The sequence below is a fragment of the Streptomyces sp. NPDC045998 genome (genome assembly GCF_056430285.1).
Window position 1 is genome coordinate 23,417 of record NZ_JBWKLJ010000008.1, and the last position, 25,115, is coordinate 48,531.

A 25,115-nucleotide genomic window follows, 5' to 3' on the forward strand; every position below is an offset into this window, starting at 1 on the left:
GAGCCCGCCGCCTTCCCAACGGGAGGCGGCGGGCTCGAAGCCGGTGAGGGCTACGCCTGCGTCAGCGGGCGTAGTACTCGACGACCAGCTGCTCGTCGCAGATGACCGGGATTTCCTTGCGGTTCGGCTCGCGGTCCAGGCGGAAGGCCAGGGCCTTCAGGTTGACCTGGAGGTAGCGCGGGGTCTCACCCTCGGGGGCGAAGCCACCCTCGCGGGCGACCTGGAACAGCGTCTTGCTGCGGCTGCGCTCGCGGACCATGACGACGTCGTCGGGGCGCACGCGGAAGGACGGCTTGTCGACCTTGCCGCCGTTGACCTCGATGTGGCCGTGGACGACCATCTGGCGGGCCTGGTAGATGGTGCGGGCGATGCCCGAACGCAGGACCAGGGCGTCGAGGCGGCGCTCGAGCTCGACGACCAGCGCCTCGCCCGTCTTGCCCTCGGCCTTCTTGGCGCGGTCGTAGGCGCGCGCCATCTGGCGCTCGCTGATGTCGTACTGGGCGCGCAGACGCTGCTTCTCGAGCAGACGGACCTTGTAGTCCGAGTTCTGCTTGCGGCCACGGCCGTGCTCACCCGGCGGGTAGGGGCGAGCCTCGAAGTACTTGACGGCCTTCGGCGTCAGCGCGATACCGAGCGCACGGGACTTCTTGACCTTGGGACGCGACTGGTTAGGCACGTTCTCCAGACCTCCGATATAGGTTAGGTTAGGCTTACCTTAATCAAGGAGATCGCATGTCGAGCCCTGGGAACACCACGCGCATCACAGACTGCAGCACAAAGAGCGACGCTCCTGCCTCGCAGAGCGTCGATGTGACGGAGGTCCGATCAGCTCATGGTCAGCCGCGTCCCAGCGGGCTTGAAATCGCGCGGATGCCGTCAGCAGCCGAGCGCACACGAACTCTCGTACAGAGTACATGCTCCGCGGTACTGGTCGCGCCCGGGACCGACGGCGCCCGCCCCGACCAGCTGGTGCCCGACGCGCGGACCGTCGGCACCGAGGGCGAGGTCTTCCTGCTGTACCCCGCGGACTCCCCGGCCGTACGGGCCGCGACGCACGCGCAGGACGACGAACTGCCCGCCGTACTGGAGCTGACCGACGTCGCCCCGGTCGCCGTCCCGGACCGGATCCGCGGCCGTGCCTGGGTCTCCGGCTGGCTGACCTGCGCGCCCGGCATCGCCGCCCCCGGCCACATGATGCTGCGCCTGGAGGTCGGCGAGGTGTACGTCGACGACCTGTGGGGCGACGCGATGGTCGGTTCCGAGGACTTCGCGGCCGCCCGGCCCGACCCCCTCACCGCGTACGAGACCGAGCTGCTCCAGCACCTCGCCGCCACCCACGACGACCACGTCCAGGCCCTGAGCGCCCTGCTCGAACGCGACGACGCGCAGGGCGCCCAGCACGCGCAGGAGGTGGAGCGTGTGGTGCCGCTCGCGCTGGACCGGTTCGGGCTGCGGGTGCGGTGCCGGGACACGGCCGGGCGTTGCTTCGACGCGCGCTTCGACTTCCCCGCGCCCGTGCGCGACGTCAACGGGCTGCGGCGGGCCATGCACACCCTCTTCCAGGCCGCGCGGAGCTGACGCCCGGGCGCCGGCTACGCGGTGCCTTCGCCCCGCAGTCGCTCGCGCACCTTCTCCACCACGTCCGCGTACCGCGCCTCCGCGCCGTACCGCGTGGGTTCGTAGTACCGCCTGCCGTGGATCGCGTCCGGCGCGTACTGCTGGGCGGCGATACCGCCCGGGACGTCGTGGGGGTAGACGTATCCCTGGGCGTGGCCCAGCTTGGCCGCGCCCTTGTAGTGCCCGTCGCGCAGATGGGGCGGGACCGGTCCCGCCAGCCCGTTGCGTACGTCCTCCCGGGCCGCGGAGATCGCCGTCGTCGCGGCGTTCGACTTCGGGGCGAGGGCGAGTGCGATCGTGGCGTGGCTCAGGGTGAGGGCCGCCTCCGGGAAGCCGATCATGGCCACCGCCTGGGCCGCCGCGACCGCGAGGGGCAGGGCGGTCGGGTCCGCGAGCCCGATGTCCTCGCTGGCGGAGATCATCAGCCGGCGGGCGATGAACCGCGGGTCCTCCCCCGCCTCGATCATCCGCGCCAGGTAGTGCAGCGCCGCGTCCACGTCCGAACCGCGGATCGACTTGATCAGCGCGCTCGCCACGTCGTAGTGCTGGTCGCCGTCCCGGTCGTACTTCACCGCCGCCCGGTCGACCGTCTCCTCCAGGGTGGAGAGGGTGATCTCCGGCTCCCCCTTGGCCATCGCCGCTCCGGCGGCCGCCTCCAGCGCGGTCAGCGCCCGGCGGGCGTCGCCGCCCGCGATCCGCAGCAGATGCGCCCGGGCGTCCTCGGGCAGGGTGACCGCGCCGCCCAGGCCGCGCTCGTCGGTGAGCGCGCGCTCCAGCAGGCCGCTGATGTCGTCGTCGGTGAGCGGCTCCAGGGTGAGCAGGAGCGAGCGGGAGAGCAGCGGGGAGATCACCGAGAAGTACGGGTTCTCGGTGGTGGCGGCGATGAGGGTGACCCAGCGGTTCTCCACGGCGGGCAGGAGCGAGTCCTGCTGGGCCTTGCTGAAGCGGTGGATCTCGTCGAGGAAGAGGACGGTCTCCTTGCCGAAGCCACCGGTGGCGCGGCGGGCGCCGTCGATGACCGCGCGGACCTCCTTGACGCCGGCCGTGATCGCGGAGAGCTCCACGAAGCGCTTGTTGGTCGCCTTGGAGACGACGTACGCCAGGGTGGTCTTGCCCGTGCCCGGCGGACCCCACAGGATCACGGACGAGGCGCCCGCCGGGCCCCCGGAGCCCTCGCCCACCAGGCGGCGCAGCGGGGATCCGGGCTTGAGCAGATGCTGCTGGCCGACGACCTCGTCGAGGGTGCGCGGGCGCATCCGGACGGCCAGGGGTCGGCCGGCCGGGTCCTTCTCCTGGCGGTCTTCGGCTGCGGCGGTAAAGAGGTCGGGCTCCACATCCAGAAGCCTATGTCAGCCCACTGACACTCCCGGCCGGGCCGCCCGGCTCACGTCAGCCGGGCTCACGTCAGCTGGTCCAGAAGTCCCACCAGCGGGTCAGGATCAGCATCCCGATGATCCCGATGTGGACGGCCGGCAGGACCCAGGTGAACTCGTCGAGGAAACCGCGCAGCGCGCGGGGCGCGGGCAGCAGCCCGTTGCGGACGTTGTGCGAGGTCACGTACCAGAACATGACGATGGTCGCGACCCACGCCAGCGAGCACCACAGGCACAGCGCGTTGATCTCGTACAGCGACTGGTACATCAGCCACATGCAGAAGCCGACGCCGAAGAGCGTGCCCGCGTTCAGCCCGAGCCAGTACCAGCGGCGGTAGCGGGCACCGGCGAGCAGGGCGACGCCGATGGCGATCACCATGGCGTACGTGACCAGGCCGAGCATCGGGTTGGGGAAGCCGAAGGCCGACGCCTGCTCGCTCTTCATGATGTTGCCGCAGGAGACGACCGGGTTCAGGCTGCAGCCCGGCTGGAAGGTCGGGTCCTCCAGCAGCTTGAACTTGTCCAGCGTGATCACCCACGCCGCGAGCAGCCCCGCCGCCCCCGTGACCACCAGCATCCACGCGAACGCCCGGCTCGCCCCCGTGCCCGTACGGGAGTCCGGGGACCCGTCGTGAACCGTCGCAGTCGTCATATCGCCGTTCCATCGTTCGGAGGCTGGTGGGCAGGGGTCATTTTGCCGCACGCGGGCCACCGTCCGCCGTTCGGTGGACATAAGAAGGGCGGGGTCCGGCCATGACCGGACCCCGCCCCGGGCGTGCGTGTCAGGCGTAGCGGGCCTGCAGGATCTCGACGACCGCGTCCAGCGCGACCGCCTCCTGCTCGCCGGACTCCATGTCCTTGAGCTGGACCACGCCGTCGGCGAGGTCGCGCTCGCCGGCGACGAGCGTGTACCGGGCGCCCGACCTGTTGGCCATCTTCATGGCCCCCTTGAGGCCCCGGCCCCCGTACGCGAAGTCGGTCGCGACCCCGGCCCGGCGCAGCTCGGTGACGATGCCGAACAGGGTCCGGCGCGCCTCGTCGCCCAGCGGCACGGCGTAGACGCTGGTGGTGGCCGGCAGGTCGAGCGTGATGCCCTCCGCCTCCAGGGCGAGGACCGTGCGGTCGACGCCGAGCGCCCAGCCGACGGACGGCAGGGCGGGACCGCCGATCATCTCGGAGAGGCCGTCGTAGCGGCCGCCGCCGCCGACCGCCGACTGGGAGCCCAGGCCGTCGTGGACGAACTCGAAGGTGGTGCGCGTGTAGTAGTCCAGGCCGCGCACCAGCCTCTCGTCGTCCTCGAAGGCGACGCCCGCCGCCGTCAGCAGCTCGCGCACCTGCTCGTGGTACGCCTTGCACGCGTCGCACAGGTAGTCGCGCAGGAGCGGGGCGCCGACCAGCTGCTTCTGCACCTCGGCGCGCTTGTCGTCGAGGACGCGCAGCGGGTTGATCTCCACGCGGCGGCGGGTGTCCTCGTCGAGGTCGAGGTCGCGCAGGAAGCCCTGGAGGGCCTCGCGGTAGACCGGGCGGCACTCCTTGTCGCCGAGCGAGTTCAGCAGGATGCGGAACTCACGCAGGCCCAGCGAGCGGTACGCCTGGTCGGCGAGGATGATCAGCTCGGCGTCGAGCGCCGGGTCCTCGGCGCCGATCGCCTCGGCGCCGACCTGCGAGAAGTGGCGGTAGCGGCCTGCCTGAGGCTTCTCATAGCGGTAGTACGAGCCCGAGTACCAGAGCTTGACGGGGAGGTTGCCCTGCTTGTGCAGGTTGGCCTCCAGCGCCGCGCGCAGCACGGACGCGGTGCCTTCGGGGCGGAGGGCCAGCTTGTCGCCGCCCTTGGTCTCGAAGGCGTACATCTCCTTGGTGACGATGTCGGTGGACTCGCCGACACCGCGCGCGAACAGCTCGACGTTCTCGAAGCCGGGGGTCTCGACGTACCCGTAGCCGGAGTTCTTCAGCGGCGTGGAGATCGCCTCGCGCACGGCGAGGAACGTCGCGGAGCGCGGCGGAAGCAGGTCGTACGTGCCCTTGGGGGCCTGGAAAGTACTCACGGAAGGTCTCTCGTCACATTCCTCGTCGGGGAGCGGGGCCCGCTCCCTGGCCGGCCGCCACCTCCCGCAGATACGGGTTGGTGGCGCGCTCGCGGCCGATGGTCGTCTGGGGGCCGTGGCCGGACAGCACCACGGTCGAGTCGTCGAGCGGCAGGCACACGCGGGCCAGCGACGCGAGCATCTCGTCCATGTCACCGCCCGGCAGGTCGGTGCGTCCGATGGAGCCGGCGAACAGCAGGTCGCCCGAGAAGAAGACGGGCGGGATGTCCGCCGCCTCGGGCATGCCGAAGGTCACCGACCCCTTGGTATGGCCGGGCGCGTGCGACACGGTGAGCTCCAGACCCGCCAGGCTCAGCTTCGCCCCGTCGGTGAGCTCGTGGACGTCGTCCGGCTCCCCCACCGTCAGCTCCCCCATCAGCGGCATCCCGATGGAGCGGCCGAGGGCCTTCTCCGGGTCGCTCATCATGTACCGGTCGGCGGGGTGGATCCACGCGGGTACGTCATGGGCGCCACAGACCGGGACGACGGAGGCGACGTGGTCGATGTGGCCGTGGGTCAGCACGACGGCGACGGGCTTCAGCCGATGCTTCCTGAGCGTCTCCTCGACTCCCTGGGCGGCCTGGTGGCCCGGGTCGATGATCACGCACTCCTCGCCTGCGGCGGGGGCGACCAGGTAGCAATTGGTCCCCCAGGCCCCGGCGGGGAACCCGGCAATGAGCACGATCGTCCTTAAAAAGTCGTCCGGCGGAAGAATGCAGCAGATCAGAGCCTACCGGCGCTGCTCATTCCACAGCCAACCCGTATACGGTACGGGCACGCTCCGCCAGGACAGGTGGGAACGGACGGACGGCCGACAACCGACCGACAACCGACAAGGAGAGACACCCGGTGGTCAGCAGCGATCAGCGGCGGCGCCAGCTCGCCAGGGAGAAGTACGAGCGGCAGATGAAGCGCCGTGAGGAGGCCCGCAAGAAGGCCAAGCGCCGCAACACGGTCATCATCGCCTCGGTCGTCGCGGTGCTGGTGGTCGGTGCCGGGGCGTACACCACCTTCCGCTCCGAGTCCGCCGCGGACGCGAAGAAGCCGGTCGAGCTCCCGCCGTCGCCGACCGCGAGCGAGAGCTCCTCGCCGGAGCCGAAGATGGCCATCGACGCCAAGGCGAAGTACACGATGGCGCTCACCACGAACCACGGCGACGTCAAGATCGCCATGGACGCGGCGAAGACCCCGCGCACGGTGAACTCGTTCCAGCACCTCGCGGACAAGAAGTACTTCGACGGCACCAAATGCCACCGCCTGACCACCCAGGGCATCTTCGTGCTCCAGTGCGGCGACCCGAAGGGCGACGGCACGGGCGGCCCGGGCTACACCATCCCGGACGAGAACCTGACCGCGCTGGGCAAGGCGGGCGCGGACGGCACGGTGACCTTCCCCGCCGGGACGGTGGCGATGGCCAACACCATGCAGCCGAACACCGGCGGCAGCCAGTTCTTCCTGGTCTACAAGGACACCAAGCTGCCCCCGCAGTTCACCCCCTTCGGCACGATGGACGCGGCCGGCCTGAAGGCCGTGCAGAAGATCGCCGAGGGCGGGGTCGAGGGCGGCACCACCGACGGCGCGCCGAAGAAGGCCGTGACCATCGAGAAGGCCACCGTCGGCAAGGCGTGAGGCCCCTCGCCCCCGCCCGGGGCGGAGTGACGCGTGAACTGCCGAATTTCGGTCGCGCTGAGTGCGGACAGCCGGGCGGCCGGTCGCCTAGATTGGCGTTGTGCAGCGCGACCTCGACTGTCGCGTTGTGGAGGGCGGGCGAGGCCCGTCAGGGAACTGTGGACGATGCCCGGGGGTGACCGCCCTCGTCGGCATCATGTGGAGGAGGCGCTGTGAGCAGCGACCCGTGGGGCCGCGTCGACGAGACGGGCACCGTGTACGTGCGTACAGCCGACGGCGAGCAGGTCGTCGGATCGTGGCAGGCCGGTTCTCCCGAGGAGGCGCTGGCCTACTTCGAGCGCAAGTACGAGGGCTTGGTGGTCGAAATCGGCCTCCTCGAGAAGCGGGTGAAGACCACCGATCTGTCGGCCAAGGACGCGATGGCCGCGATCGACCACATCCGTCAGCAGGTGGACGAGCACCACGCCGTGGGTGACCTCGACGCGCTGCGCAAGCGGCTGGACCAGCTGGTCGAGACGGTCGAGGCGCGGCGCGAGCAGCGCAAGGCCCAGAAGGCCAAGCAGACCGACGAGGCCGGCAAGGCCAAGGAGGCGCTGGTCGTCGAGGCCGAGGAGCTGGCCCAGAGCGAGCAGTGGCGGGCCGCGGGCGAGCGGCTGCGCGCGCTGGTGGACACCTGGAAGGGCCTGCCCCGGCTCGACCGGAAGTCCGACGACGAGCTGTGGCACCGCTTCTCGCACGCCCGCTCGGCGTTCTCCAAGCGGCGCAAGGCGCACTTCGCGTCGCTGGACGCGCAGCGCGAGGAGGCCCGCAAGGTCAAGGAGAAGCTGGTCGCCGAGGCGGAGGCGCTCTCCGGGTCCACGGACTGGGGTGTCACGGCCGCCCGCTACCGCGAGCTGATGGCGGAGTGGAAGGCGGCGGGCCGCGCCCAGCGCGAGCACGAGGACGAGCTGTGGAACCGTTTCCGCGGCGCCCAGGACGTCTTCTTCGCGGCGCGCAGCGAGGTCTTCGCGGAGCGTGACGCCGAGCAGGCCGAGAACCTCAAGCTGAAGGAGGAGCTCGCGGGCGAGGCCGAGAAGCTGGTGCCGGTGACGGACCTGAAGGCGGCCCGCGCGGCCTTCCGGGCCATCAACGAGCGCTGGGAGGCCATCGGCCACGTACCGCGTGACGCCCGCCCGAAGGTCGAGGGCCGGATGCACGCCGTGGAGCGGGCGATCCAGGAGGCCGAGGAGGCCGAGTGGCGGCGTACGAACCCGGAGGCACGCGCGCGTGCGGCGGGTCTGACGGGGCAGCTCCAGGACGCGGTCGACAAGCTGAAGAAGCAGATCGACGCGGCCCGGGCGGCGGGCAACGACGCCAAGGCCGACAAGCTGGCGCGTGAGCTGGAGGGCCGGCAGGCGCTGCTGGACCAGGCGCTGAAGGGTCTGCAGGAGTTCGGCGGCTGACACCCGCCATCGCGTAACGGAAGATGGCCCCGACCGTGGTCGGGGCCATCTTCCGTTACGTCATCACGGTCGGCGGGCCGAGGTCACGCGGTAGACGTCGTACACGCCCTCCACGCCGCGCACCGCCTTCAGGACGTGGCCCAGGTGCTTGGGATCGCCCATCTCGAAGGTGAAGCGGGAGGTGGCGACGCGGTCGCGGGAGGTCTGGACGGCCGCCGACAGGATGTTGACGTGCTGGTCGGACAGCACCCGGGTGACGTCCGACAGGAGCCGGGAGCGGTCCAGCGCCTCGACCTGGATGGCGACCAGGAAGACGGACGACTGGGTCGGCGCCCACTCGACGTCGAGGATCCGCTCGGGCTGCTGCGAGAGCGAGTCGACGTTGACGCAGTCGGCGCGGTGAACCGATACGCCGCTGCCGCGGGTGACGAAGCCGATGATCGGGTCGCCCGGCACCGGCGTACAGCAGCGGGCCAGCTTGACCCAGACGTCCTCGACGCCCTTGACCACGACGCCCGGGTCGGCCTTGGTGCGGCGCTTGCCGCGGCCGCGGCTGGGCGGCGCCGACTCGGCGATGTCCTCGCTGGCGGCCTCCTCGCCGCCGAGCGCCTGCACCAGCTTCTGGACGATGGACTGGGCGGTGACGTGGCCCTCGCCGATCGCCGCGTAGAGCGAGGAGATGTCGCTGTAGCGCATCTCGTGCGCGAGCGTGACCAGCGAGTCGCCGGTGAGGATGCGCTGGATCGGCAGGTTCTGCTTGCGCATGGCGCGCGCGATGGCGTCCTTGCCCTGCTCGATCGCCTCGTCGCGGCGCTCCTTGGAGAACCAGGCGCGGATCTTGTTCCTGGCCCGGGGCGACTTGACGAAGCCCAGCCAGTCGCGGGAGGGTCCGGCGCCGGCGGCCTTGGAGGTGAAGACCTCCACCAGGTCGCCGTTGTCGAGGGTGGACTCCAGCGGGACGAGCCGTCCGTTGACCCGCGCTCCTATGGTGCGGTGGCCGACCTCGGTGTGGACGGCGTACGCGAAGTCGACCGGCGTCGCCCCGGCGGGCAGCGCTATCACGTCACCCTTCGGGGTGAAGACGAAGACCTCGTTGCGGGAGAGGTCGAAGCGCAGGGACTCCAGGAACTCGCTGGGGTCCTCGGTCTCCTTCTGCCAGTCGAGCAGCTGGCGCAGCCACGCCATGTCGTTGATGTGGTCGTCCTTGCCGGCCTTCTTCGGTACGTCGGTGCGCACCTTGGAGGCGCCGGCGACGGCCTCCTGCTTGTACTTCCAGTGGGCGGCGATGCCGTACTCGGCGCGGCGGTGCATGTCGAAGGTGCGGATCTGCAGCTCGACGGGCTTGCCGTTGGGGCCGATGACCGTCGTGTGGAGCGACTGGTACATGTTGAACTTCGGCATCGCGATGTAGTCCTTGAACCGGCCGGGGACCGGGTTCCATCGCGCGTGGACGGTGCCGAGGGCGGCGTAGCAGTCGCGGACCGTGTCGACGAGAACGCGGATGCCCACCAGGTCGTAGATCTCCGCGAAGTCACGGCCGCGGACGATCATCTTCTGGTAGACGCTGTAGTAGTGCTTCGGGCGGCCGGTGACGGTCGCCTTGATGCGGGCGGCGCGCAGGTCGGACTGGACCTCGTCGATGACGGTGGCGAGGTACTCGTCGCGCTTGGGGGCGCGCTCGGCGACGAGGCGGACGATCTCGTCGTACATCTTGGGGTAGAGGATCGCGAAGGCGAGGTCCTCGAGCTCCCACTTGATGGTGTTCATGCCCAGGCGGTGGGCGAGCGGCGCGTAGATCTCCAGGGTCTCGCGCGCCTTCTTCTCCTGCTTCTCGCGCTTGAGGTAGCGCATGGTGCGCATGTTGTGCAGGCGGTCGGCGAGCTTGATGACCAGGACGCGCGGGTCCTTGGCCATGGCGACGACCATCTTGCGGACGGTCTCGGCCTGCGCGGCCTCGCCGAACTTGACCTTGTCGAGCTTGGTGACGCCGTCGACGAGGAGGGCGACCTGGTCGCCGAAGTCCTTGCGCAGCTGCTCCAGGCCGTACTCGGTGTCCTCGACGGTGTCGTGGAGGAGGCCCGCCATCAGCGTCGCGGGGTCCATGCCGAGCTCGGCGAGGATGGTGGTGACGGCGAGCGGGTGCGTGATGTACGGGTCGCCGCTCTTGCGCTTCTGGCCGCGGTGCCAGCGCTCGGCGACCTGGTAGGCGCGCTCGATCTGGCGGAGGGTCGACGTCTCGATCTTCGGGTCGTTGCTGCGGACTATGCGCAGCAGGGGCTCCAGGACCGGGTTGTACGGCGACGAGCGCTGCACGCCGAGCCGGGCGAGGCGGGCCCGGACGCGGTTGGAGGAGCCGCCGGAGCGGGCGGCGGCGGGCGTGGTGGGCTTCGGGGCCGAGACGGGGGCCGGGCCGGAGGGGCGCTGCGGGGTGGCCGGGGGCCTGGGCGCGCCCTCCGCGGGCTCGTTCCGGTTCTGGGGCGTGGCTGGGGTCGCCGCGGCCTGGTCGGCCCGCTGGTCGGGTTTCGCGGCGGAGAGTGGCTGGGCCTCGTCTGGCAAGAGCGCTCCTCGTGCGGGTCCCGGGTCCCCCGGTCGAGCCCGGACACCCATGGTATCGACCCGGGCGGCCGGGTGCTTCACGCGGTTGGGGGGCGGGCGCGGGCGGCGGGTACGGGACCGCCGCGGGCACGGGCCGCGGGTACAGGTGGCACGTACGAGCCGGGTACAGGTGGCGGGTACGACGACGGGCGCCGCGGGGGTGTTCCCCGGGCGCCCGTCGTACGTGCCTGCCTCGCGCGGTCAGAGCGTGATGAGCGCCTCCAGCGGCGCGTCGCCCAAAGCGGGCTCCAGGCGGGCCCGGCCGCCCAGGAAGCCGAGCTCCATGAGGACCGCGACGCCCGCGACCTCCGCGCCGGCCCGCCGGATGAGCTCCAGCGCGGCCTCGGCGGTGCCGCCGGTGGCGAGGACGTCGTCGATGACCATCACGCGGTCACCGGGGAGCAGGTCCTCGGCATGCACCTCGATCTCGGCGGAGCCGTACTCCAGGTCGTACGCCTGGCTCAGCGTGGCCCCGGGCAGCTTGCCCGCCTTGCGGACGGGGATGAAGCCCAGCTGCGCGGTGACGGCGACCGGCGCGGCGAGGATGAAGCCGCGCGCCTCCAGGCCGACGATCTTGGTGGCGCCGCTGCGGACGCAGAGCTCGGCCAGCGCGCCGGTGAGGGCGTGGAACGCCTTCGGGTCGGCGAGCAGCGGGGTGATGTCCTTGAAGACCACGCCCGGCTTGGGGTAGTCCGGGACGTCCCGGATGCGGCTGAGCAGGAGTTCCCGCGTACTGCTGTCGGTCATCGCCTCTTCCCCCGGCCGCGGGTCGGCTGACGGCGCTGGCCGACGACGGCCCCGGCGGGCGTCGCGTCGTCGCCGTCCTGGTCCGCGCCGTCCTGCGGCTCGCCGCCGCCGTCCGTGGCGTCGGCGGAGGCGGACTCGCCCTTGGCGGCGGCGGCCCGCTTGGCCAGGACGCGCTTCTTCAGCGCCTTCATCTGCGGGTCGCGCTCCTTGAGGTCGGCGACCAGCGGTGTGGCGATGAAGATCGAGGAGTACGCGCCGGCGGCGAGGCCGACGAAGAGCGACAGCGAGATGTCGTTCAGCATGCCGGCGCCCAGGAAGCCGCCGCCGATGAAGAGCAGGCCCGCGACCGGCAGCAGCGCCACCACGGTGGTGTTGATGGAGCGCACCAGCGTGCTGTTGAGGCTGCGGTTGGCGATCTCGCTGTACGTCCAGCGTGTCTGCTTGGTGATGTCCTTCGACGCCTCCTTGAGACCGTCGAAGACGACGACGGTGTCGTAGAGGGAGTAACCGAGGATCGTGAGCAGACCGATCACGGTGCCCGGCGTGACCTCGAAGCCGACCAGGGCGTAGATGCCGACCGTGATGGTGAGGTCGTGGATCAGGGCGATCAGCGCGGCGAGCGCCATGCGCCACTCGAAGGCGATCGCCAGGTAGATCACCACGAGGACCATGAAGACGCCGAGGCCCGTCCAGGCCTTGTTGGCGATCTGCTCGCCCCAGCTCGGGCCGACCTGCTGGGCGTTGAGCTGGTCCTCGGGGACCTTCAGGTCGTCGGCAAGCGCCGTGGCGATCTTGTCGGCCTTGGCCGTGTCCACGTCGCTGATCTGGATGCGCAGGCCGCCGTTGCCCAGCTCCTGGACGATCGGGGTGTGGCCGGAGACCTCCGCGGTGGCGTCCCTGGCCTCGGCGACGGACACCGAGGTCTTGGGGGTGGTGATGACCACGCCGCCCTTGAACTCGATGCCCATGTTGAGGCCCTGGATCAGCAGTCCGGCGATGGCCGTGATGGTGATCAGGATGGAGACGCCGTACCAGAGCATCCGCTTGCCGACGAAGTCGTAACCGACCTCACCGCGGTACAGGCGGGCGCCGAGGGTGCCGAGTCGTGACATCTCACGCCTCCTTCGGGTCGATGGTCGCGGAGGCGGAACGGCGCGAGCGGCGCAGCGGAGGCTTGACTCCGAGGCGCTTGGGGTCCAGTCCCGACCACGCGTGGCCGCTGCCGAAGAACTTCGTCCGGGCGAACAGCGTCATCAGCGGCTTGGTGAAGAGGAACACGACGACGACGTCGAGGAGGGTCGTCAGGCCGAGCGTGAACGCGAAGCCCTGCACCTTGCCGACGGTCACGATGAACAGCACCGCGGCGGCGAGGAAGGACACGAAGTCGGAGACGAGGATGGTGCGCCGGGCGCGCGGCCAGGCCCGCTCGACGGCCGGGCGGAGCGTGCGGCCCTCGCGGATCTCGTCACGGATGCGTTCGAAGTACACGATGAACGAGTCCGCGGTGATACCGATCGCGACGATGGCGCCGCAGACGGCCGGCAGGTTCAGCGCGAAGCCGATGGCCGGGCCGAGGAGCGCCATCAGGGCGTAGGTGAGGACCGCGGAGGCCAGGAGGCTGAGGAGCGCGATGAGCGCCAGACCCCGGTAGTACACCACCAGGTAGATCACGACGAGCGCGAGGCCGATGGCGCCGGCGATCAGGCCGGCCATGAGCTGCTCACCGCCGAGCGCCGGGCTGACGGTGTCGACGCTCTCCTCCTCGAAGGAGAGCGGGAGCGCGCCGTAGGACAGGACGTTGGCCAGGTCGGTGGCGGACTCCTGGTTGAAGCTGCCGGTGATCTCGGCGCTGCCGCCGCCGATGACGCTGTTGACGGACGGGGCGGAGACCACCTGGCCGTCGAGCATGATCGCGAACTGGTTCTGCGGCGGGGCCTGCGAGGCGAGCTTGCCGGTGGTGGCGGCGAACTTCTTGGCGCCCTTGTCGGTGAAGCCGAGCTGGACGATCCACATGTTGCGGGTCGGGTCGAGGACGCCCTTGGCCTCGTCGACGTCCGTGCCCTCGACCTCGGACGGGCCGAGGATGTACTTGGCGTCGCCCTTGGTGCCGCAGGCCACGGTGGGCTTGGCCGGGTCGGCGTTGCGCGCCGGGTTGGGCACTTCCTTCTTCTCGCCCTTCGGGCGGCAGTCCAGCGCGGCGAACTGCGCTTCCAGGCCGGCGGCGCCCGCGTCGGCGGAACCGGACGGCTGCGGGGTGCCGGTCGGGCTGCCGGACGGGGCCGGCTTGCCGGAAGGGGTCGCCGACGGCGAGGGGGCCTTCTTCAGGGCGTCCGGGACGGCGCGGCCCTGAGTGGTGGCGCTGGGCGAGGGGGTCGCCTTGCCGCTGGGCGTGGCCTTGCCGCTGGGGCTGGCGCTGGGGCTCGGGGAGCCGCTCGCGGCGGGGGGCTCCTCGATGGGGCCGCTGCCGGCGGCGGTGATCACCGGCCGGAAGTACAGCTGGGCGGTGGTGCCGACCTGCTCGCGGGCCTGCTTGGAGTCCGTCGCCTTGGGGATGTTGACGATGATGTGCCGCTCGCCCTGCTGCTGGACCTCCGCCTCCGAGACACCCAGACCGTTGACGCGGCGTTCGATGATGCCGATCGCGGTCTGCATGTTGGTGTTGTTGATGGAGTCCGGCTTGCCGGGCTGGTTCTCCGCCCTGAGCGTGATGCTCGTGCCGCCGGCGAGGTCGATGCCCAGGCGCGGGGTGAGGTCACCCGACGCGAACATCCCGCCGATCAGGGCGCCCATGACGATCAGGATCAGGGCCAGGGCACGCCCTGGCCTGCCCTGGCCCCCCGTCGTCTGCCCTCTGCCCTTCTTGGGTGCTGCCACCTTCTCGTTTCTCCCTGTCCAACCGCCACGCGCCGGGTGAGCGTCGAGGCGGCCACGAAGTGGTGTGGGGATTCCCCCGCGTGTGTCGGCACGGACGCGCGGACCGCGGTACGCCGCTGCGCGGCGTCACGCGGTCCCCGGATGATGCCAGCCTTACTTCGCGTCGGTGTCGCCGTCGCTCTTGTCGTCGGTCTTGGCGTCCTTGGCGTCCTTGGTGGCGTCGATCGCCTCGGGAGCGGTCCCGGCGTCGTCGGCCGCGTCCTTCTTGCCGAGGTCGATCTTGTCACCCTCGGTGAGCGAGGAGATGTCGTCCGGGACGACGGCCTCGTCGGTCTCGGCGTCGGTGCCGGTGTCGCCGTGGACGATGCGGTTGTACTCCTCGTCCTCGAGGACGGCGCCGATCGCGTTCTTCGCGTAGACGGCGTGGACGCCCGGGGCAACCTCGAGGAGGACCGTGTCGTCGCCGACCTCCTTGACGGTGGCGTACATCCCCCCGATCGTCCGCACGCCGGAGCCGGGCTGCATCTGGTTGCGCATCGCCGCTGCCTGCTGCTGCTTCTTCTTGGCGGAGCGGGTCATCAGGAACATGGCCCCGATGAGGACGATGAACGGGAGAAGGGTCACGATATCCACGGGACGACAAATCCTTCGCACGGTCGCGGTCGGCGTCGGGGTCGGCCGCGGCCTGGTCTTCGGGGGTGGGTACGCCGACCGAAGGGTCGGCATCGGCGGAGTCTAGGCGAGTCCGCATCATTGGAACAACGCCCAGCATGGCACCGTGGTTCCGGGCCCGGCGAGTGACCTCGCCGTCACGCCCCGAACAGCCCCTGTTGTCCGCTTCCCGGCCCGTGGGCCTGCGGCGGTACGAGCCCGAGGTGGGCCCACGCGGCGGGCGTCGCGACCCGCCCCCTGGGCGTACGGGCCAGCAGCCCCTCCCGTACGAGGAAGGGCTCGGCGACCTCCTCGACGGTCTCGCGCTCCTCGCCCACGGCGACGGCGAGCGTGGACAGACCGACCGGGCCGCCGCCGAAGAGCTTGAGGAGCGCCTGCAGGACCGCCCGGTCGAGCCGGTCGAGGCCGCGGCCGTCCACCTCGTACACCGCGAGCGCGGTGGCGGCGATCTCGCGGGTGATCACGCCGTCGGCCTTGACCTGGGCGTAGTCGCGGACGCGGCGCAGCAGGCGGTTGGCGATGCGGGGCGTGCCACGGGAGCGGCCGGCGATCTCGGCGGCGCCGTCCGCCTCGATCTCGACGTCGAGGAGCCGGGCGGAGCGGTGGACGACCCGCTCCAGCTCGCTCGGGGCGTAGAACTCCATGTGGGCGGTGAAACCGAAGCGGTCGCGCAGCGGGGGCGGCAGCAGTCCGGCCCGGGTGGTGGCGCCGACCAGGGTGAAGGGCGGCAGCTCCAGCGGGATGGCGGTGGCGCCGGGGCCCTTGCCGACGATGACGTCGACGCGGAAGTCCTCCATCGCCATGTAGAGCATCTCCTCGGCGGGCCGGGACATCCGGTGGATCTCGTCGAGGAAGAGGACCTCGCCCTCCTGGAGGGAGGAGAGGATCGCGGCGAGGTCGCCGGCGTGCTGGATGGCGGGGCCGGAGGTGATCCGGATGGGGGCGCCCATCTCGGCGGCGATGATCATGGAGAGGGTGGTCTTGCCGAGGCCGGGGGCGCCGGAGAGCAGCACGTGGTCGGCGGTGGCCCCGCGCGCGAGGGCCGCCTTGAGCACCAGGTCCAGCTGCTCGCGCACCCGCTCCTGGCCCACGAACTCGTCCAGCGACTTGGGGCGCAGGGCGGCCTCGACGGCCTGGTCCTCGCCGTCGGCGGCCGCGCCGACCAGCCGCTCGGCGGGGGCGGTCGCGGGGTCGTCGGCCGGGGGTGCGGTGTCGTCCCAGTTCACAGTTCGAATGCCTCGTGGGGTCAGCGGGTGCGGTTGAGGGTCTGGAGCGCGGCCTTGAGGAGCTGGCCGATCTGCGGCTCGCCGCCGGCCGCCTCGGCCTGCGGGGTGACGGCCGCGACCGCCTCGTCGGCCTCGCGCGTGGCGTAGCCGAGGCCGATCAGGGCGGCGTGCAGCTGGTCGCTCCAGGAGCGGGGGGCCGTCGCGGCGCGGGCGGCGGGTACGGAGCCGAGGGGCTCGCCGAGCCGGTCCTTGAGCTCCAGCAGCAGCTTCTGGGCGCCCTTCTTGCCGATGCCGGGGACGGCGGTGAGCGCCTTCTCGTCGCCGGAGGCGACCGCGGCGCGCAGTGCGTCGGGGCTGTGCACGGCGAGCATGGCCTGGGCGAGGCGCGGGCCGACGCCGCTGGCGGTCTGGAGCAGCTCGAAGACCTGGCGCTCGTCGTCGTCGGCGAAGCCGTACAGGGTGAGGGAGTCCTCCCGGACGACCAACGAGGTGGCGAGGCGGGCCTCCTGACCGACCTTCAGGCCGGCGATGGTGTTGGGCGCGCACTGGACGGCCATGCCGACGCCGCCGACCTCGATCACGGCGGTGGTCGGGGCGAGCGCGGCGACGGGGCCGCTCACGAAGGCGATCATGCGGTACGGCCTTTCACGGTCATGGCCCGGTGGGCGGCGACGGCTTGCTGGAGCCGGTTCTGGGCGGGGGCCCGCCAGATGTGGCAGATGGCGAGGGCGAGGGCGTCGGCGGCGTCGGCCGGTTTCGGCGGGGCGTCGAGCCGCAGGAGGCGGGTCACCATGGCGCCGACCTGCGCCTTGTCGGCGCGGCCGCTGCCGGTGACGGCGGCCTTGACCTCGCTGGGGGTGTGCAGGGCGACGGGCAGTCCGCGGCGCGAGGCGCACAGGATGGCGACGGCGCTGGCCTGGGCCGTGCCCATGACCGTACGGACGTTGTGCTGGCTGAAGACGCGCTCCACGGCGACCATTTCGGGGCGGTGCTCGTCGAGCCACTCCTCTATGCCGCGCTCGATGGCGACCAGACGGTGACCGGTCTCCGCGTCGGCCGGTGTGCGCACGACACCGACGCCGAGCATCGTCAACGGACGGCCGGCGACGCCTTCGACGACACCGACGCCGCACCGCGTCAGCCCTGGGTCCACCCCGAGAACACGCACGCCACCCCTCCTTCGTCAATCTGTTCGTGCAGGCTATCGGGTGGCACTGACAACGCGACGGGCCGACGGGGTGTGTCCCGTCGGCCCGTCGTGTGCGTGCGTACGTGCGTACGTGCGTCGGTCAGGCGTCGACCTTCGCCATGACGTCGTCGGAGACGTCGAAGTTGGCGAAGACGTTCTGCACGTCGTCGCTGTCCTCCAGCGCGTCGATCAGCTTGAAGATCTTGCGCGCGCCCTCCTCGTCGAGCTCGACCTGCATGGTCGGGACGAAGTTGGCGTCGGCCGAGTCGTAGTCGATGCCGGCCTCCTGGAGGGCGGTGCGGACCGCGACCAGGTCGGTGGCCTCGCTGATGACCTCGAAGCTCTCACCGAGGTCGTTGACCTCCTCGGCACCGGCGTCCAGGACCGCGCCGAGCACGTCGTCCTCGGTCAGCTCGCCCTTGGGGACGATGACGACGCCCTTGCGGTTGAACAGGTACGACACCGAGCCGGGGTCGGCCATCGAGCCGCCGTTGCGGGTCATGGCGACGCGGACGTCCGAGGCGGCGCGGTTGCGGTTGTCGGTGAGGCACTCGATGAGCACCGCGACGCCGTTCGGGCCGTAGCCCTCGTACATGATCGTCTCGTAGTCGGCGCCACCGGCCTCCAGGCCGGCGCCGCGCTTGACCGCGGAGTCGATGTTCTTGTTCGGGACGGAGCTCTTCTTCGCCTTCTGGATGGCGTCGTAGAGCGTGGGGTTGCCGTCCGGGTCGCCGCCGCCGGTGCGGGCGGCGACCTCGATGTTCTTGATCAGCTTCGCGAAGAGCTTGCCGCGCTTGGCGTCGATCACGGCCTTCTTGTGCTTCGTCGTAGCCCATTTAGAGTGGCCGGACATCTGCCTGTCTCCTTCGCGTAACCCATTTCAGAACGAACCCCAGAGATCCTACCGGGACGGGATCAGCGCGTGGCGCGCACCATCTCCACGAACAGGGCGTGGACGCGGTGGTCGCCGGTCAGTTCCGGGTGGAACGACGTGGCGAGCGCGTTGCCCTGCCGTACGGCGACGATGTGGCCGTCGTGCTCGGCGATGACCTCGGCCTGGGCGCCGACCGACTCGACCCAGGGGGCGCGGATGAAGACGCCCTCCACGGGCCCGCCGTCGACGCCGGCGACCTCGACGCCCGCCTCGAAGGACTCGTTCTGCCGCCCGAAGGCGTTGCGCCGCACGATCATGTCGATGCCGCCGAGGGTCTCCTGGCCCGAGCGCGGGTCGAGGATCTTGTCGGCGAGCATGATCAGGCCGGCGCAGGTGCCGTAGACGGGCATGCCCGCCTTGATGCGCTCGCGCAGGGGCTCCATCAGCCCGAAGAGCACGGCCAGCTTGGAGATGGTGGTGGACTCGCCGCCGGGGATGACCAGGCCGTCGACCTCGGCGAGCTCTTCGGGGCGCCGGACCGGCCTGGCCACGGCGTCCGCCGCGGCCAGGGCGATCAGGTGCTCCCGTACGTCGCCCTGGAGGGCCAGGACGCCTATCACGGGGGTGTTGCTCATGGTGTCGTGTGCCTTACCAGCCGCGGTTCGCGTAGCGCTCGGCCTCGGGGAGGGTGTCGCAGTTGATGCCGACCATGGCCTCGCCCAGGTTGCGGGAGGCGTCGGCGATGATCTTCGGGTCGTCGTAGAAGGTGGTGGCCTTCACGATGGCGGCGGCGCGCTTGGCCGGGTCGCCCGACTTGAAGATGCCGGAGCCGACGAAGACGCCCTCGGCGCCGAGCTGGCGCATCAGCGCGGCGTCGGCGGGGGTGGCGACGCCACCGGCGGAGAACAGCACGACCGGCAGCTTGCCGAGCTCGGCGACCTCCTTGACGAGCTCGTACGGCGCGCGCAGCTCCTTGGCGGCGGCGAACAGCTCGTTGTTGTCGAAGCCGCGCAGCTTGGCGATCTCGTTCTTGATCTGGCGCAGGTGGCGGACGGCCTCGACGACGTTGCCGGTGCCGGCCTCGCCCTTGGAGCGGATCATGGCCGCGCCCTCGGCGATGCGGCGCAGGGCCTCACCGAGGTTGGTGGCGCCACAGACGAAGGGGGTGGTGAAGGCCCACTTGTCGGAGTGGTTGACCTCGTCGGCCGGGGTGAGGACCTCGGACTCGTCGATGTAGTCGACGCCGAGGGACTGCAGGACCTGGGCCTCGACGAAGTGGCCGATGCGGGACTTGGCCATGACCGGGATGGAGACCGCGTCGATGATCTCCTCGATCATGTTCGGGTCGGACATCCGGGCCACGCCGCCGTCCTTGCGGATGTCGGCGGGGACCCGCTCCAGGGCCATGACCGCGACGGCGCCGGCGTCCTCGGCGATCTTCGCCTGCTCGGCGTTGACCACGTCCATGATCACGCCGCCCTTGAGCTGCTCGGCCATGCCGCGCTTCACGCGGGCGGTGCCGGTCTCGGGGGACTGCGGGGTGGTGGGGAGCGTGCTGGACACGAGGGACCTCACTCGAAAGAACAGGGGGTTTTCGACAACAGTGAGGAAACCCGCCCCGGCCAGTCCACATCAAGGGCCAATAGCGAGCCGGTGGCTCGTTTTCGCGTGGGTGCCCTGGTTACGGCCGGTCCGCGAGTGCCACGGGGGGCTCGTCGTCCATCTCGAACGCCATCGGGAACGGCGCGTGGCCCGCGAGCCGGAACCAGCGCACCGTGCGGTGCCTGCGCAGTGCCCGCGCCGCCCGTACGGCGTCGTTGTGGAACCGCCGGGCCATCGGCACCCGCCGCACCGCCGCCGCGAGCTCCAGGGCCGCCTCCTCGCCGCCGGGCGCGTCCCGCACCACCTCGACCTGCTCCGGCTCGCCGAACACGGCGCGCAGCGCCTGGCTGAGCTCGCTCTCGGCGACCTCGCGGTGCTCCTCCTCGGCCTGCCGGGCCGCGTGCGCCGCCTCGTACAGCACGATCGACGCGGCCGGGTCCAGCACCTTGGAGGTGGCCAGCTCCTGGGCGACGGAGGCGCGCCGTACGAGCTGGGCGTCGAGCGCGGCGCGGGCGGCGTCGATCCGGGCGTGCAGCCGGTCGAGCCGGCCCGCGGTCCAGCTCAGGTAGAGACCGATCGCGACCAGGCCGACGACGATCCAGATGAGGGTTTCGATCACGGGCGCACAGGCTACCGGGGCGCCGGCATGCGCCCTTCCCACACCGAGCGGTCGTGCGCGAAGAGGACGCGGCTCGGCTCGAACTCCGCGAGCCGGTCCAGCCAGGGCCGGTAGCGGCCCTCGAACTCCTCGGCCCCCTCGGCGCGGGCGCGGCGGGCCATCTCGTCGGACGCGAACTCCGAGGCGAAGTCGTACGCCTGCCCCGCCAGCACCGTGGTGCCCTCGCGTCCGGAGACGACCAGGGACTGGTGCCCGGCCGTGTGCCCGGGTGTCGGGACGACCCGGACTCCCGGCCACACCTCGGCCTCGCCGTCGAGCTCCTCGTAGCGCGCGCCGGGGAAGTCGACGAGCGCGCCGATGGTGTAGTCCCCGGCGCGGGCGGTGGCGAGCTCCCCGCGCTGGACGAGAACGGGACGGCCCGCGAGGAGCGGGTTACCGCCGCAGTGGTCGAAGTGGAGGTGGCAGTTCACGACGAGGTCGATGTCGTCCGTGCCCACGCCTCTCGCCGCGAGCGCGGCGCCGAGGTCCTTGCGGCGCGGCCGGTAGTGCGCCTCGGCCTCGGGGTCGCCGGAGCCGAGGCCGCTGTCGAAGAGCAGGAGCCCGGCCTCGTGCCGTACGAGGTACGCGAGCACGGGCTCGACACGCGGGCGCGCGGTGCCCGCCTCGGCGGCGGGGCGGATGAAGTACCCGAGGTCGAGCCGTTCGATGGCGGTGTGCTGTCCCATGCCGTCCATGATGTCTACGCGCTGGCGTGGCGGAGGGGCCTTCCGGAAGAACGGCTCGGCGGCCGCGGCGGCTCTTACGCGGGGCGCGACGCGGCGTGTGGAGGGCCGCCCGGAAGTCCGCCGTCACGGTGTTCGGCACGCGGGCCCGGCCCGCCCCCGCGCCGTGCGCCTGCCTCAGAGCCGCGCCACCAGCGCGTACCGCTCGTCCGCGACCGGGCCGCCCCACAGCTCCGGGACCGCGCTGAGCGGCTCGACGTCCAGGTCGCTGACGAGTGGACGCACCACCGAGGCCAGCTCCTCCGCGCTCACGCCCCCGTTCCACGGCAGGTCCTCGGCGCCCGGTACGTAGGCGGTGGGTCCCGCCTCGCGCCAGCGGCCCTCGACCAGCAGGAGCCGGCCGCCCGGGCGGAGTCCGTCCACCCAGGCGCGCAGCGCCGTCTCGGGGTCGGGCAGCGTCCAGATCAGGTGCCGTGAGACGAGCATGTCGAAGCGGTCCCCGCCCGTGGGCGGCGCGGCCGCGTCGCCGACGAGGAAGCGCGCGGCGAGCCCGGCGGCCGCCACCTTGGCCCGCGCCTGCTCGACCATGCGCGGCGCGAGGTCCACGCCGGTCACGCGGTGCCCCGCCGAGGCGAGCAGCACCGAGAGCGAGCCGGTGCCGCAGCCGACGTCCAGCACGTCGGACGGCTCGGCGGGCGCCCACCGCAGCACGCGGTCCCGCCAGGCGGCACGGGTGGGCGCCGCCCGCAGGCCGTGGTCGGGCTCGTCGTCGAACGTCGCCGCGGCAGCGTCCCAGTAGCCCGTGATGGCAGAGGCGAGCCCGGCCGCTCCGGTCGCGTCGGTGGAGGCGGTCGCCTCGGTCGCTTCGGTCACTTCGCTCATGGAGTGATCGTCGCAGGCACCACTGACAATGCCCGCCGCGCGCCGAAAGGGCCCTAGTCCCGCGCCAGCCCCCACCGCGCCCGCAGGCCCCCCACCCGCTCGTCCGCGGCCACCGAGGCCGCGCCGTCCGTCACCGTCTCGTACACCGCCAGGATGTCCGCGCCCACCGTCGACCAGTCGAAGCGCCGCACATGCGCGCTGCCCCGCTCGTGGAGCTCCTGGCGGCGCGCCGGGTCGCCCAGGAGGCGGATCGCCGCGTCCGCCAGGGCGTCCGCGTCCTCGTTGGCGAACAGCTCGCCCGCCGCGCCCTTGTCCAGCACCTGCGTGAACGCGTCCAGGTCGCTGGCCAGTACCGGCGCGCCCGCCGACATGGCCTCGACCAGGATGATGCCGAAGCTCTCGCCGCCCGTGTTGGGCGCCACGTACACGTCCACGCTGCGCAGCAGCCGCGCCTTGTCCTCGTCGCTGACCATGCCGAGGAACTCCACCCGGCGGCGCATGTCGACCGGGAGCGAGGCCACGGCCTCCTCCTCGTCGCCCCTGCCCGCGACCAGCAACCGGGTCTCCGGCAGGGCCTCCAGGATCCTCGGCAGCGCCTTCATCAGCACCGGCAGGCCCTTGCGCGGCTCGTCGATCCGGCCGATGAAGCCCAGCGTGCCGCCCTGCCACTCCGGCTTGGGGTCGGCCTTGGCGAAGAAGTCGACGTCCACGCCGTTCGGGATGACCACCGCGTCCCCGCCCAGGTGCTCCACCAGCGTCCGGCGGGCGTACTCGCTCACCGCGATCCGCGCGCTGATCTTCTCCAGCGCCGGCTGGAGGATCGGGTACGCCGCGATCATGGCGCGTGAGCGCGGGTTGGACGTGTGGAAGGTCGCCACGATGGGCCCCTGCGCCGCCCAGCACGCCAGCAGCCCCAGCGACGGCGACGCCGGCTCGTGGATGTGGATCACGTCGAAGGTGCCGTCGTGCAGCCAGCGCCGCACGCGCGCCGCCGACAGGAAGCCGAAGTTCAGCCGCGCCACCGAGCCGTTGTACGGCACGGGCACCGCGCGCCCCGCCGAGACCACGTAGGGCGGCAGGGGCGTGTCGTCGTCGGCGGGGGCCAGCACGGACACCTCGTGCCCGAGCCGGATCAGGTGGTCCGCGAGGTCACGGATGTGGAACTGGACGCCGCCCGGCACGTCCCAGGAGTACGGGCAGACGATGCCGATCCTCACGACAACACCTCGCCCCGGTCAGGGCCCCGGCCCCGGTCAGCGTCCCGGCCCCGCTCCTCGTCCAGGTCCGCGAGCCACAGCCGCTGCAGCATGTGCCAGTCCTCCGGGTGCTCGGCGATCCCGGTGGCGAAGGCGTCGGCCAGCGCCTGCGTCATGACCGCGGTCTTCTCCGCCCGCGTCCCCGTCTCGGGCACGTCCACCGGCGGATGGACCCGCGCCTTCATGACCGGCGTGCCGTCGTACCAGAGCGTCGCCGGCAGCAGCAGCGCACCCGTCTGCTGGGCCAGCATCGCGGGCCCGCCCGGCATCCGCGCCGCCTCGCCGAAGAACTTCACCTCGACGCCCGACGCCGACAGGTCCCGGTCCGCCACCAGGCACACCAGCCCGCCCGCGCGCAGCCGCCGCGCCAGGGTCCCGAACGCCGACCCGCCGGTGTGCGGCAGCACCTCCATGCCCAGCGACTCGCGGTACGCCACGAACCGGTCGTACAGCGACTCCGGCTTCAGCCGCTCGGCCACCGTCGTGAACGGCACGCCCAGCGACCGGGTCACCCACACCCCGGCCAGGTCCCAGTTCGCCAGGTGCGGCAGCGCCAGCACCACGCCTCGCCCGGAGGCCAGCCCGTCCGTCAGGCGGTGGACGTCGAGCACCTTGACGGCGTCCGCCACGCGCCGCGCGCTCCACGAGGGCAGCCGGAAGGACTCCATCCAGTAGCGCATGTACGAACGCATCCCGGCCCGGGACAGCTCGGCCAGCCGCTCCGGGGACGCGTCCGGCACCACGCGCGCGAGGTTGGACTCCAGCCGCAGCACGCCCTGGCCGCGCCGCTTCCACGCCGTGTCGGCGATGCGCCGCCCCAGGCCCACCGCCACCGGCTCGGGCAGCTTCTTGACCGCCGCCCAGCCCAGCCCGTACAGCGCGTCCGTCAGCCGGTCCTTCGCCCCGCTCATGTGGCCTCACTCCCCCGCGCCCCGGCGGCGTCCGCCTCCGCGGCCTCGCGCCGCACCGTCACCACACGCTGCCCCAGCGTCACCGCGCTTCCCACGGCCACCAGCCACAACGCGATCGGCAGCAGCACCTGGACACCCGGGACGCCGAAGCCGTGCAGTCCGGCGAGACCCGCCGCCACCAGCGAGACGACCAGCCGCTCCGCGCGCTCGACCAGGCCGTTCACCGCCACCGGCAGGCCGATCGACTCGCCCCGCGCCTTGGTGTACGACACGACCTGGCCGCTCGCCAGGCAGAAGATGGCCACGGCACACAGCACATTGTCGTCGCCCTTGCCGGCGTACCACAGGGCGAAGCCGCCGAAGATGGCGCCGTCCGCGACCCGGTCCAGCGTCGAGTCCAGGAAGGCGCCCCAGCGGCTGGAGATCCCCGCCTGGCGGGCCATGTTCCCGTCCACCAGGTCGGAGAACACGAACAGCGTGATGACGATCGTGCCCCAGAAGAACTCGCCCCGCGGGAAGAAGACCAGCGCCCCGGCCACCACCCCCGCCGTGCCGATGAGCGTGACGGCGTCGGGGCTCACTCCGCGGCGGAGCAGAAACGCGGCGAACGGTGTGAGAACACGCGTGAAAAACGCACGCGCGTACTTATTCAGCATGGCCTTCCCGAGGGTCGGTGAGCCGCGCGGCCCCATCGGCCACCGGCTGGCCCATCGTAGCCAGCACCGCCCCGCCCACACCCCGGGGCACCACGCACCCCACGTGGCATCGGCGAATAACCGGATACCCGACGCACGCGTATGT

General features: G+C 71.7%; 25 protein-coding genes. 3 read left to right on the forward strand and 22 right to left on the reverse strand.

Annotated elements, in window-relative coordinates; all coding sequences use genetic code 11:
• Positions 1–61 precede the first annotated feature (61 nt).
• Entirely contained in the window at positions 62–676 is a 615-nt protein-coding gene (gene rpsD / locus AC07FJ_RS23325; RefSeq protein WP_361428831.1) for a 30S ribosomal protein S4, read from the reverse strand.
• Between the two features lie 194 nt (positions 677–870).
• Between rpsD and AC07FJ_RS23330 the strand changes: the two genes are divergently transcribed.
• On the forward strand, positions 871–1,578 hold the full coding sequence (locus tag AC07FJ_RS23330; RefSeq protein ID WP_479051272.1) for a DUF2470 domain-containing protein: 708 nt from the start codon (positions 871–873) through the stop codon (positions 1,576–1,578).
• A 14-nt stretch (positions 1,579–1,592) separates the two neighbouring features.
• Here AC07FJ_RS23330 and AC07FJ_RS23335 read toward each other — a convergent pair whose 3' ends face one another.
• From AC07FJ_RS23335 to AC07FJ_RS23350, 4 genes are all read right to left on the reverse strand, one after another.
• On the reverse strand, positions 1,593–2,951 hold the full coding sequence (locus AC07FJ_RS23335) for a replication-associated recombination protein A (RefSeq protein ID WP_479051273.1): 1,359 nt from the start codon (positions 2,949–2,951) through the stop codon (positions 1,593–1,595).
• A 70-nt stretch (positions 2,952–3,021) separates the two neighbouring features.
• Complete coding sequence (locus AC07FJ_RS23340) at positions 3,022–3,642, reverse strand: vitamin K epoxide reductase family protein (RefSeq protein WP_479051274.1); 621 nt, start codon at positions 3,640–3,642, stop codon at positions 3,022–3,024.
• 130 nt (positions 3,643–3,772) lie between these two features.
• Entirely contained in the window at positions 3,773–5,035 is a 1,263-nt protein-coding gene (gene hisS, locus AC07FJ_RS23345; RefSeq protein ID WP_479051275.1) for a histidine--tRNA ligase, read from the reverse strand.
• Between the two features lie 13 nt (positions 5,036–5,048).
• Positions 5,049–5,756 (reverse strand): MBL fold metallo-hydrolase, encoded by a 708-nt coding sequence (locus AC07FJ_RS23350; RefSeq protein ID WP_479051276.1) that lies wholly within the window; start codon positions 5,754–5,756, stop codon positions 5,049–5,051.
• Between the two features lie 167 nt (positions 5,757–5,923).
• On the opposite strand from AC07FJ_RS23350, the gene AC07FJ_RS23355 reads away from it, so the two are divergent.
• Both AC07FJ_RS23355 and AC07FJ_RS23360 read left to right on the forward strand, forming a co-directional pair.
• Positions 5,924–6,703, forward strand: coding sequence for a peptidylprolyl isomerase (locus tag AC07FJ_RS23355; RefSeq protein WP_479051277.1), 780 nt, complete (start codon positions 5,924–5,926; stop codon positions 6,701–6,703).
• Positions 6,704–6,915: 212 nt separating this feature from the next.
• Positions 6,916–8,145 carry a DUF349 domain-containing protein gene (locus tag AC07FJ_RS23360; RefSeq protein ID WP_479051278.1) on the forward strand — a complete coding sequence of 410 codons (1,230 nt, stop codon included), beginning with the start codon at positions 6,916–6,918 and terminating at the stop codon, positions 8,143–8,145.
• 63 nt (positions 8,146–8,208) lie between these two features.
• On the opposite strand, the gene AC07FJ_RS23365 is transcribed toward AC07FJ_RS23360, so the two are convergent.
• The 17 genes from AC07FJ_RS23365 to pgsA form a co-directional block, all read right to left on the reverse strand.
• Positions 8,209–10,701 carry a RelA/SpoT family protein gene (locus tag AC07FJ_RS23365; protein WP_479051279.1) on the reverse strand — a complete coding sequence of 831 codons (2,493 nt, stop codon included), beginning with the start codon at positions 10,699–10,701 and terminating at the stop codon, positions 8,209–8,211.
• Between the two features lie 240 nt (positions 10,702–10,941).
• Positions 10,942–11,487 (reverse strand): adenine phosphoribosyltransferase, encoded by a 546-nt coding sequence (locus AC07FJ_RS23370; RefSeq protein WP_479051280.1) that lies wholly within the window; start codon positions 11,485–11,487, stop codon positions 10,942–10,944.
• On the reverse strand, positions 11,484–12,599 hold the full coding sequence (gene secF, locus AC07FJ_RS23375) for a protein translocase subunit SecF (RefSeq protein WP_479051281.1): 1,116 nt from the start codon (positions 12,597–12,599) through the stop codon (positions 11,484–11,486). The genes AC07FJ_RS23370 and secF overlap by 4 nt, the downstream gene beginning before the upstream one ends.
• A gap of 1 nt (position 12,600) precedes the next feature.
• Entirely contained in the window at positions 12,601–14,361 is a 1,761-nt protein-coding gene (secD, locus tag AC07FJ_RS23380) for a protein translocase subunit SecD (protein ID WP_479051282.1), read from the reverse strand.
• A gap of 153 nt (positions 14,362–14,514) precedes the next feature.
• The gene (yajC, locus tag AC07FJ_RS23385) at positions 14,515–14,994 is read right to left on the reverse strand and encodes a preprotein translocase subunit YajC (protein WP_479051283.1); all 480 of its coding nucleotides are present in this window, start codon (positions 14,992–14,994) and stop codon (positions 14,515–14,517) included.
• Positions 14,995–15,170: 176 nt separating this feature from the next.
• Positions 15,171–16,259, reverse strand: a complete 1,089-nt coding sequence (gene ruvB, locus AC07FJ_RS23390) for a Holliday junction branch migration DNA helicase RuvB (RefSeq protein WP_361428858.1) — start codon at positions 16,257–16,259, stop codon at positions 15,171–15,173.
• Positions 16,260–16,279: 20 nt separating this feature from the next.
• Entirely contained in the window at positions 16,280–16,891 is a 612-nt protein-coding gene (gene ruvA / locus AC07FJ_RS23395) for a Holliday junction branch migration protein RuvA (RefSeq protein WP_479051284.1), read from the reverse strand.
• The gene (gene ruvC / locus AC07FJ_RS23400) at positions 16,888–17,427 is read right to left on the reverse strand and encodes a crossover junction endodeoxyribonuclease RuvC (RefSeq protein ID WP_361428862.1); all 540 of its coding nucleotides are present in this window, start codon (positions 17,425–17,427) and stop codon (positions 16,888–16,890) included. The genes ruvA and ruvC overlap by 4 nt, the downstream gene beginning before the upstream one ends.
• Before the next feature lie 121 nt (positions 17,428–17,548).
• Positions 17,549–18,301: a YebC/PmpR family DNA-binding transcriptional regulator gene (locus AC07FJ_RS23405; RefSeq protein ID WP_351823323.1), complete on the reverse strand. Its 753-nt coding sequence runs from the start codon at positions 18,299–18,301 to the stop codon at positions 17,549–17,551.
• 62 nt (positions 18,302–18,363) lie between these two features.
• The gene (gene pdxT / locus AC07FJ_RS23410) at positions 18,364–18,957 is read right to left on the reverse strand and encodes a pyridoxal 5'-phosphate synthase glutaminase subunit PdxT (protein WP_361428864.1); all 594 of its coding nucleotides are present in this window, start codon (positions 18,955–18,957) and stop codon (positions 18,364–18,366) included.
• 13 nt (positions 18,958–18,970) lie between these two features.
• Positions 18,971–19,819 carry a pyridoxal 5'-phosphate synthase lyase subunit PdxS gene (gene pdxS / locus AC07FJ_RS23415; protein WP_468290173.1) on the reverse strand — a complete coding sequence of 283 codons (849 nt, stop codon included), beginning with the start codon at positions 19,817–19,819 and terminating at the stop codon, positions 18,971–18,973.
• A gap of 184 nt (positions 19,820–20,003) precedes the next feature.
• Positions 20,004–20,543 carry a hypothetical protein gene (locus AC07FJ_RS23420; RefSeq protein WP_361428867.1) on the reverse strand — a complete coding sequence of 180 codons (540 nt, stop codon included), beginning with the start codon at positions 20,541–20,543 and terminating at the stop codon, positions 20,004–20,006.
• A gap of 11 nt (positions 20,544–20,554) precedes the next feature.
• A complete protein-coding gene (locus AC07FJ_RS23425; protein ID WP_479051285.1) occupies positions 20,555–21,268 on the reverse strand; it encodes an N-acyl homoserine lactonase family protein in 714 nt (237 codons plus the stop codon).
• A 174-nt stretch (positions 21,269–21,442) separates the two neighbouring features.
• Positions 21,443–22,147 carry a class I SAM-dependent methyltransferase gene (locus tag AC07FJ_RS23430; protein WP_479051286.1) on the reverse strand — a complete coding sequence of 235 codons (705 nt, stop codon included), beginning with the start codon at positions 22,145–22,147 and terminating at the stop codon, positions 21,443–21,445.
• Between the two features lie 53 nt (positions 22,148–22,200).
• Positions 22,201–23,364 carry a glycosyltransferase family 4 protein gene (locus AC07FJ_RS23435; RefSeq protein ID WP_468289996.1) on the reverse strand — a complete coding sequence of 388 codons (1,164 nt, stop codon included), beginning with the start codon at positions 23,362–23,364 and terminating at the stop codon, positions 22,201–22,203.
• On the reverse strand, positions 23,361–24,314 hold the full coding sequence (locus AC07FJ_RS23440; RefSeq protein WP_479051287.1) for a phosphatidylinositol mannoside acyltransferase: 954 nt from the start codon (positions 24,312–24,314) through the stop codon (positions 23,361–23,363). Before AC07FJ_RS23440 ends, AC07FJ_RS23435 begins: the two co-directional genes overlap by 4 nt.
• Entirely contained in the window at positions 24,311–24,970 is a 660-nt protein-coding gene (pgsA, locus tag AC07FJ_RS23445) for a phosphatidylinositol phosphate synthase (RefSeq protein ID WP_479051288.1), read from the reverse strand. The genes AC07FJ_RS23440 and pgsA overlap by 4 nt, the downstream gene beginning before the upstream one ends.
• Between the last annotated feature and the right edge of the window lie 145 nt (positions 24,971–25,115).

Excerpts from the sequence above, each read along its gene's own strand:
- AC07FJ_RS23330 (WP_479051272.1), top strand. The coding sequence starts at position 871 with ATGCCGTCAGCAGCCGAGCGCACACGAACTCTCGTACAGAGTACATGC.
- AC07FJ_RS23340 (WP_479051274.1), bottom strand. The coding sequence starts at position 3,642 with ATGACGACTGCGACGGTTCACGACGGGTCCCCGGACTCCCGTACGGGC.
- AC07FJ_RS23370 (WP_479051280.1), bottom strand. The coding sequence starts at position 11,487 with ATGACCGACAGCAGTACGCGGGAACTCCTGCTCAGCCGCATCCGGGAC.
- secF (WP_479051281.1), bottom strand. The coding sequence starts at position 12,599 with ATGTCACGACTCGGCACCCTCGGCGCCCGCCTGTACCGCGGTGAGGTC.
- ruvA (WP_479051284.1), bottom strand. The coding sequence starts at position 16,891 with ATGATCGCCTTCGTGAGCGGCCCCGTCGCCGCGCTCGCCCCGACCACC.
- AC07FJ_RS23405 (WP_351823323.1), bottom strand. The coding sequence starts at position 18,301 with ATGTCCGGCCACTCTAAATGGGCTACGACGAAGCACAAGAAGGCCGTG.
- pdxT (WP_361428864.1), bottom strand. The coding sequence starts at position 18,957 with ATGAGCAACACCCCCGTGATAGGCGTCCTGGCCCTCCAGGGCGACGTA.
- pdxS (WP_468290173.1), bottom strand. The coding sequence starts at position 19,819 with ATGGCCGAGCAGCTCAAGGGCGGCGTGATCATGGACGTGGTCAACGCC.
- AC07FJ_RS23425 (WP_479051285.1), bottom strand. The coding sequence starts at position 21,268 with ATGGGACAGCACACCGCCATCGAACGGCTCGACCTCGGGTACTTCATC.
- AC07FJ_RS23430 (WP_479051286.1), bottom strand. The coding sequence starts at position 22,147 with ATGAGCGAAGTGACCGAAGCGACCGAGGCGACCGCCTCCACCGACGCG.
- AC07FJ_RS23440 (WP_479051287.1), bottom strand. The coding sequence starts at position 24,314 with ATGAGCGGGGCGAAGGACCGGCTGACGGACGCGCTGTACGGGCTGGGC.
- pgsA (WP_479051288.1), bottom strand. The coding sequence starts at position 24,970 with ATGCTGAATAAGTACGCGCGTGCGTTTTTCACGCGTGTTCTCACACCG.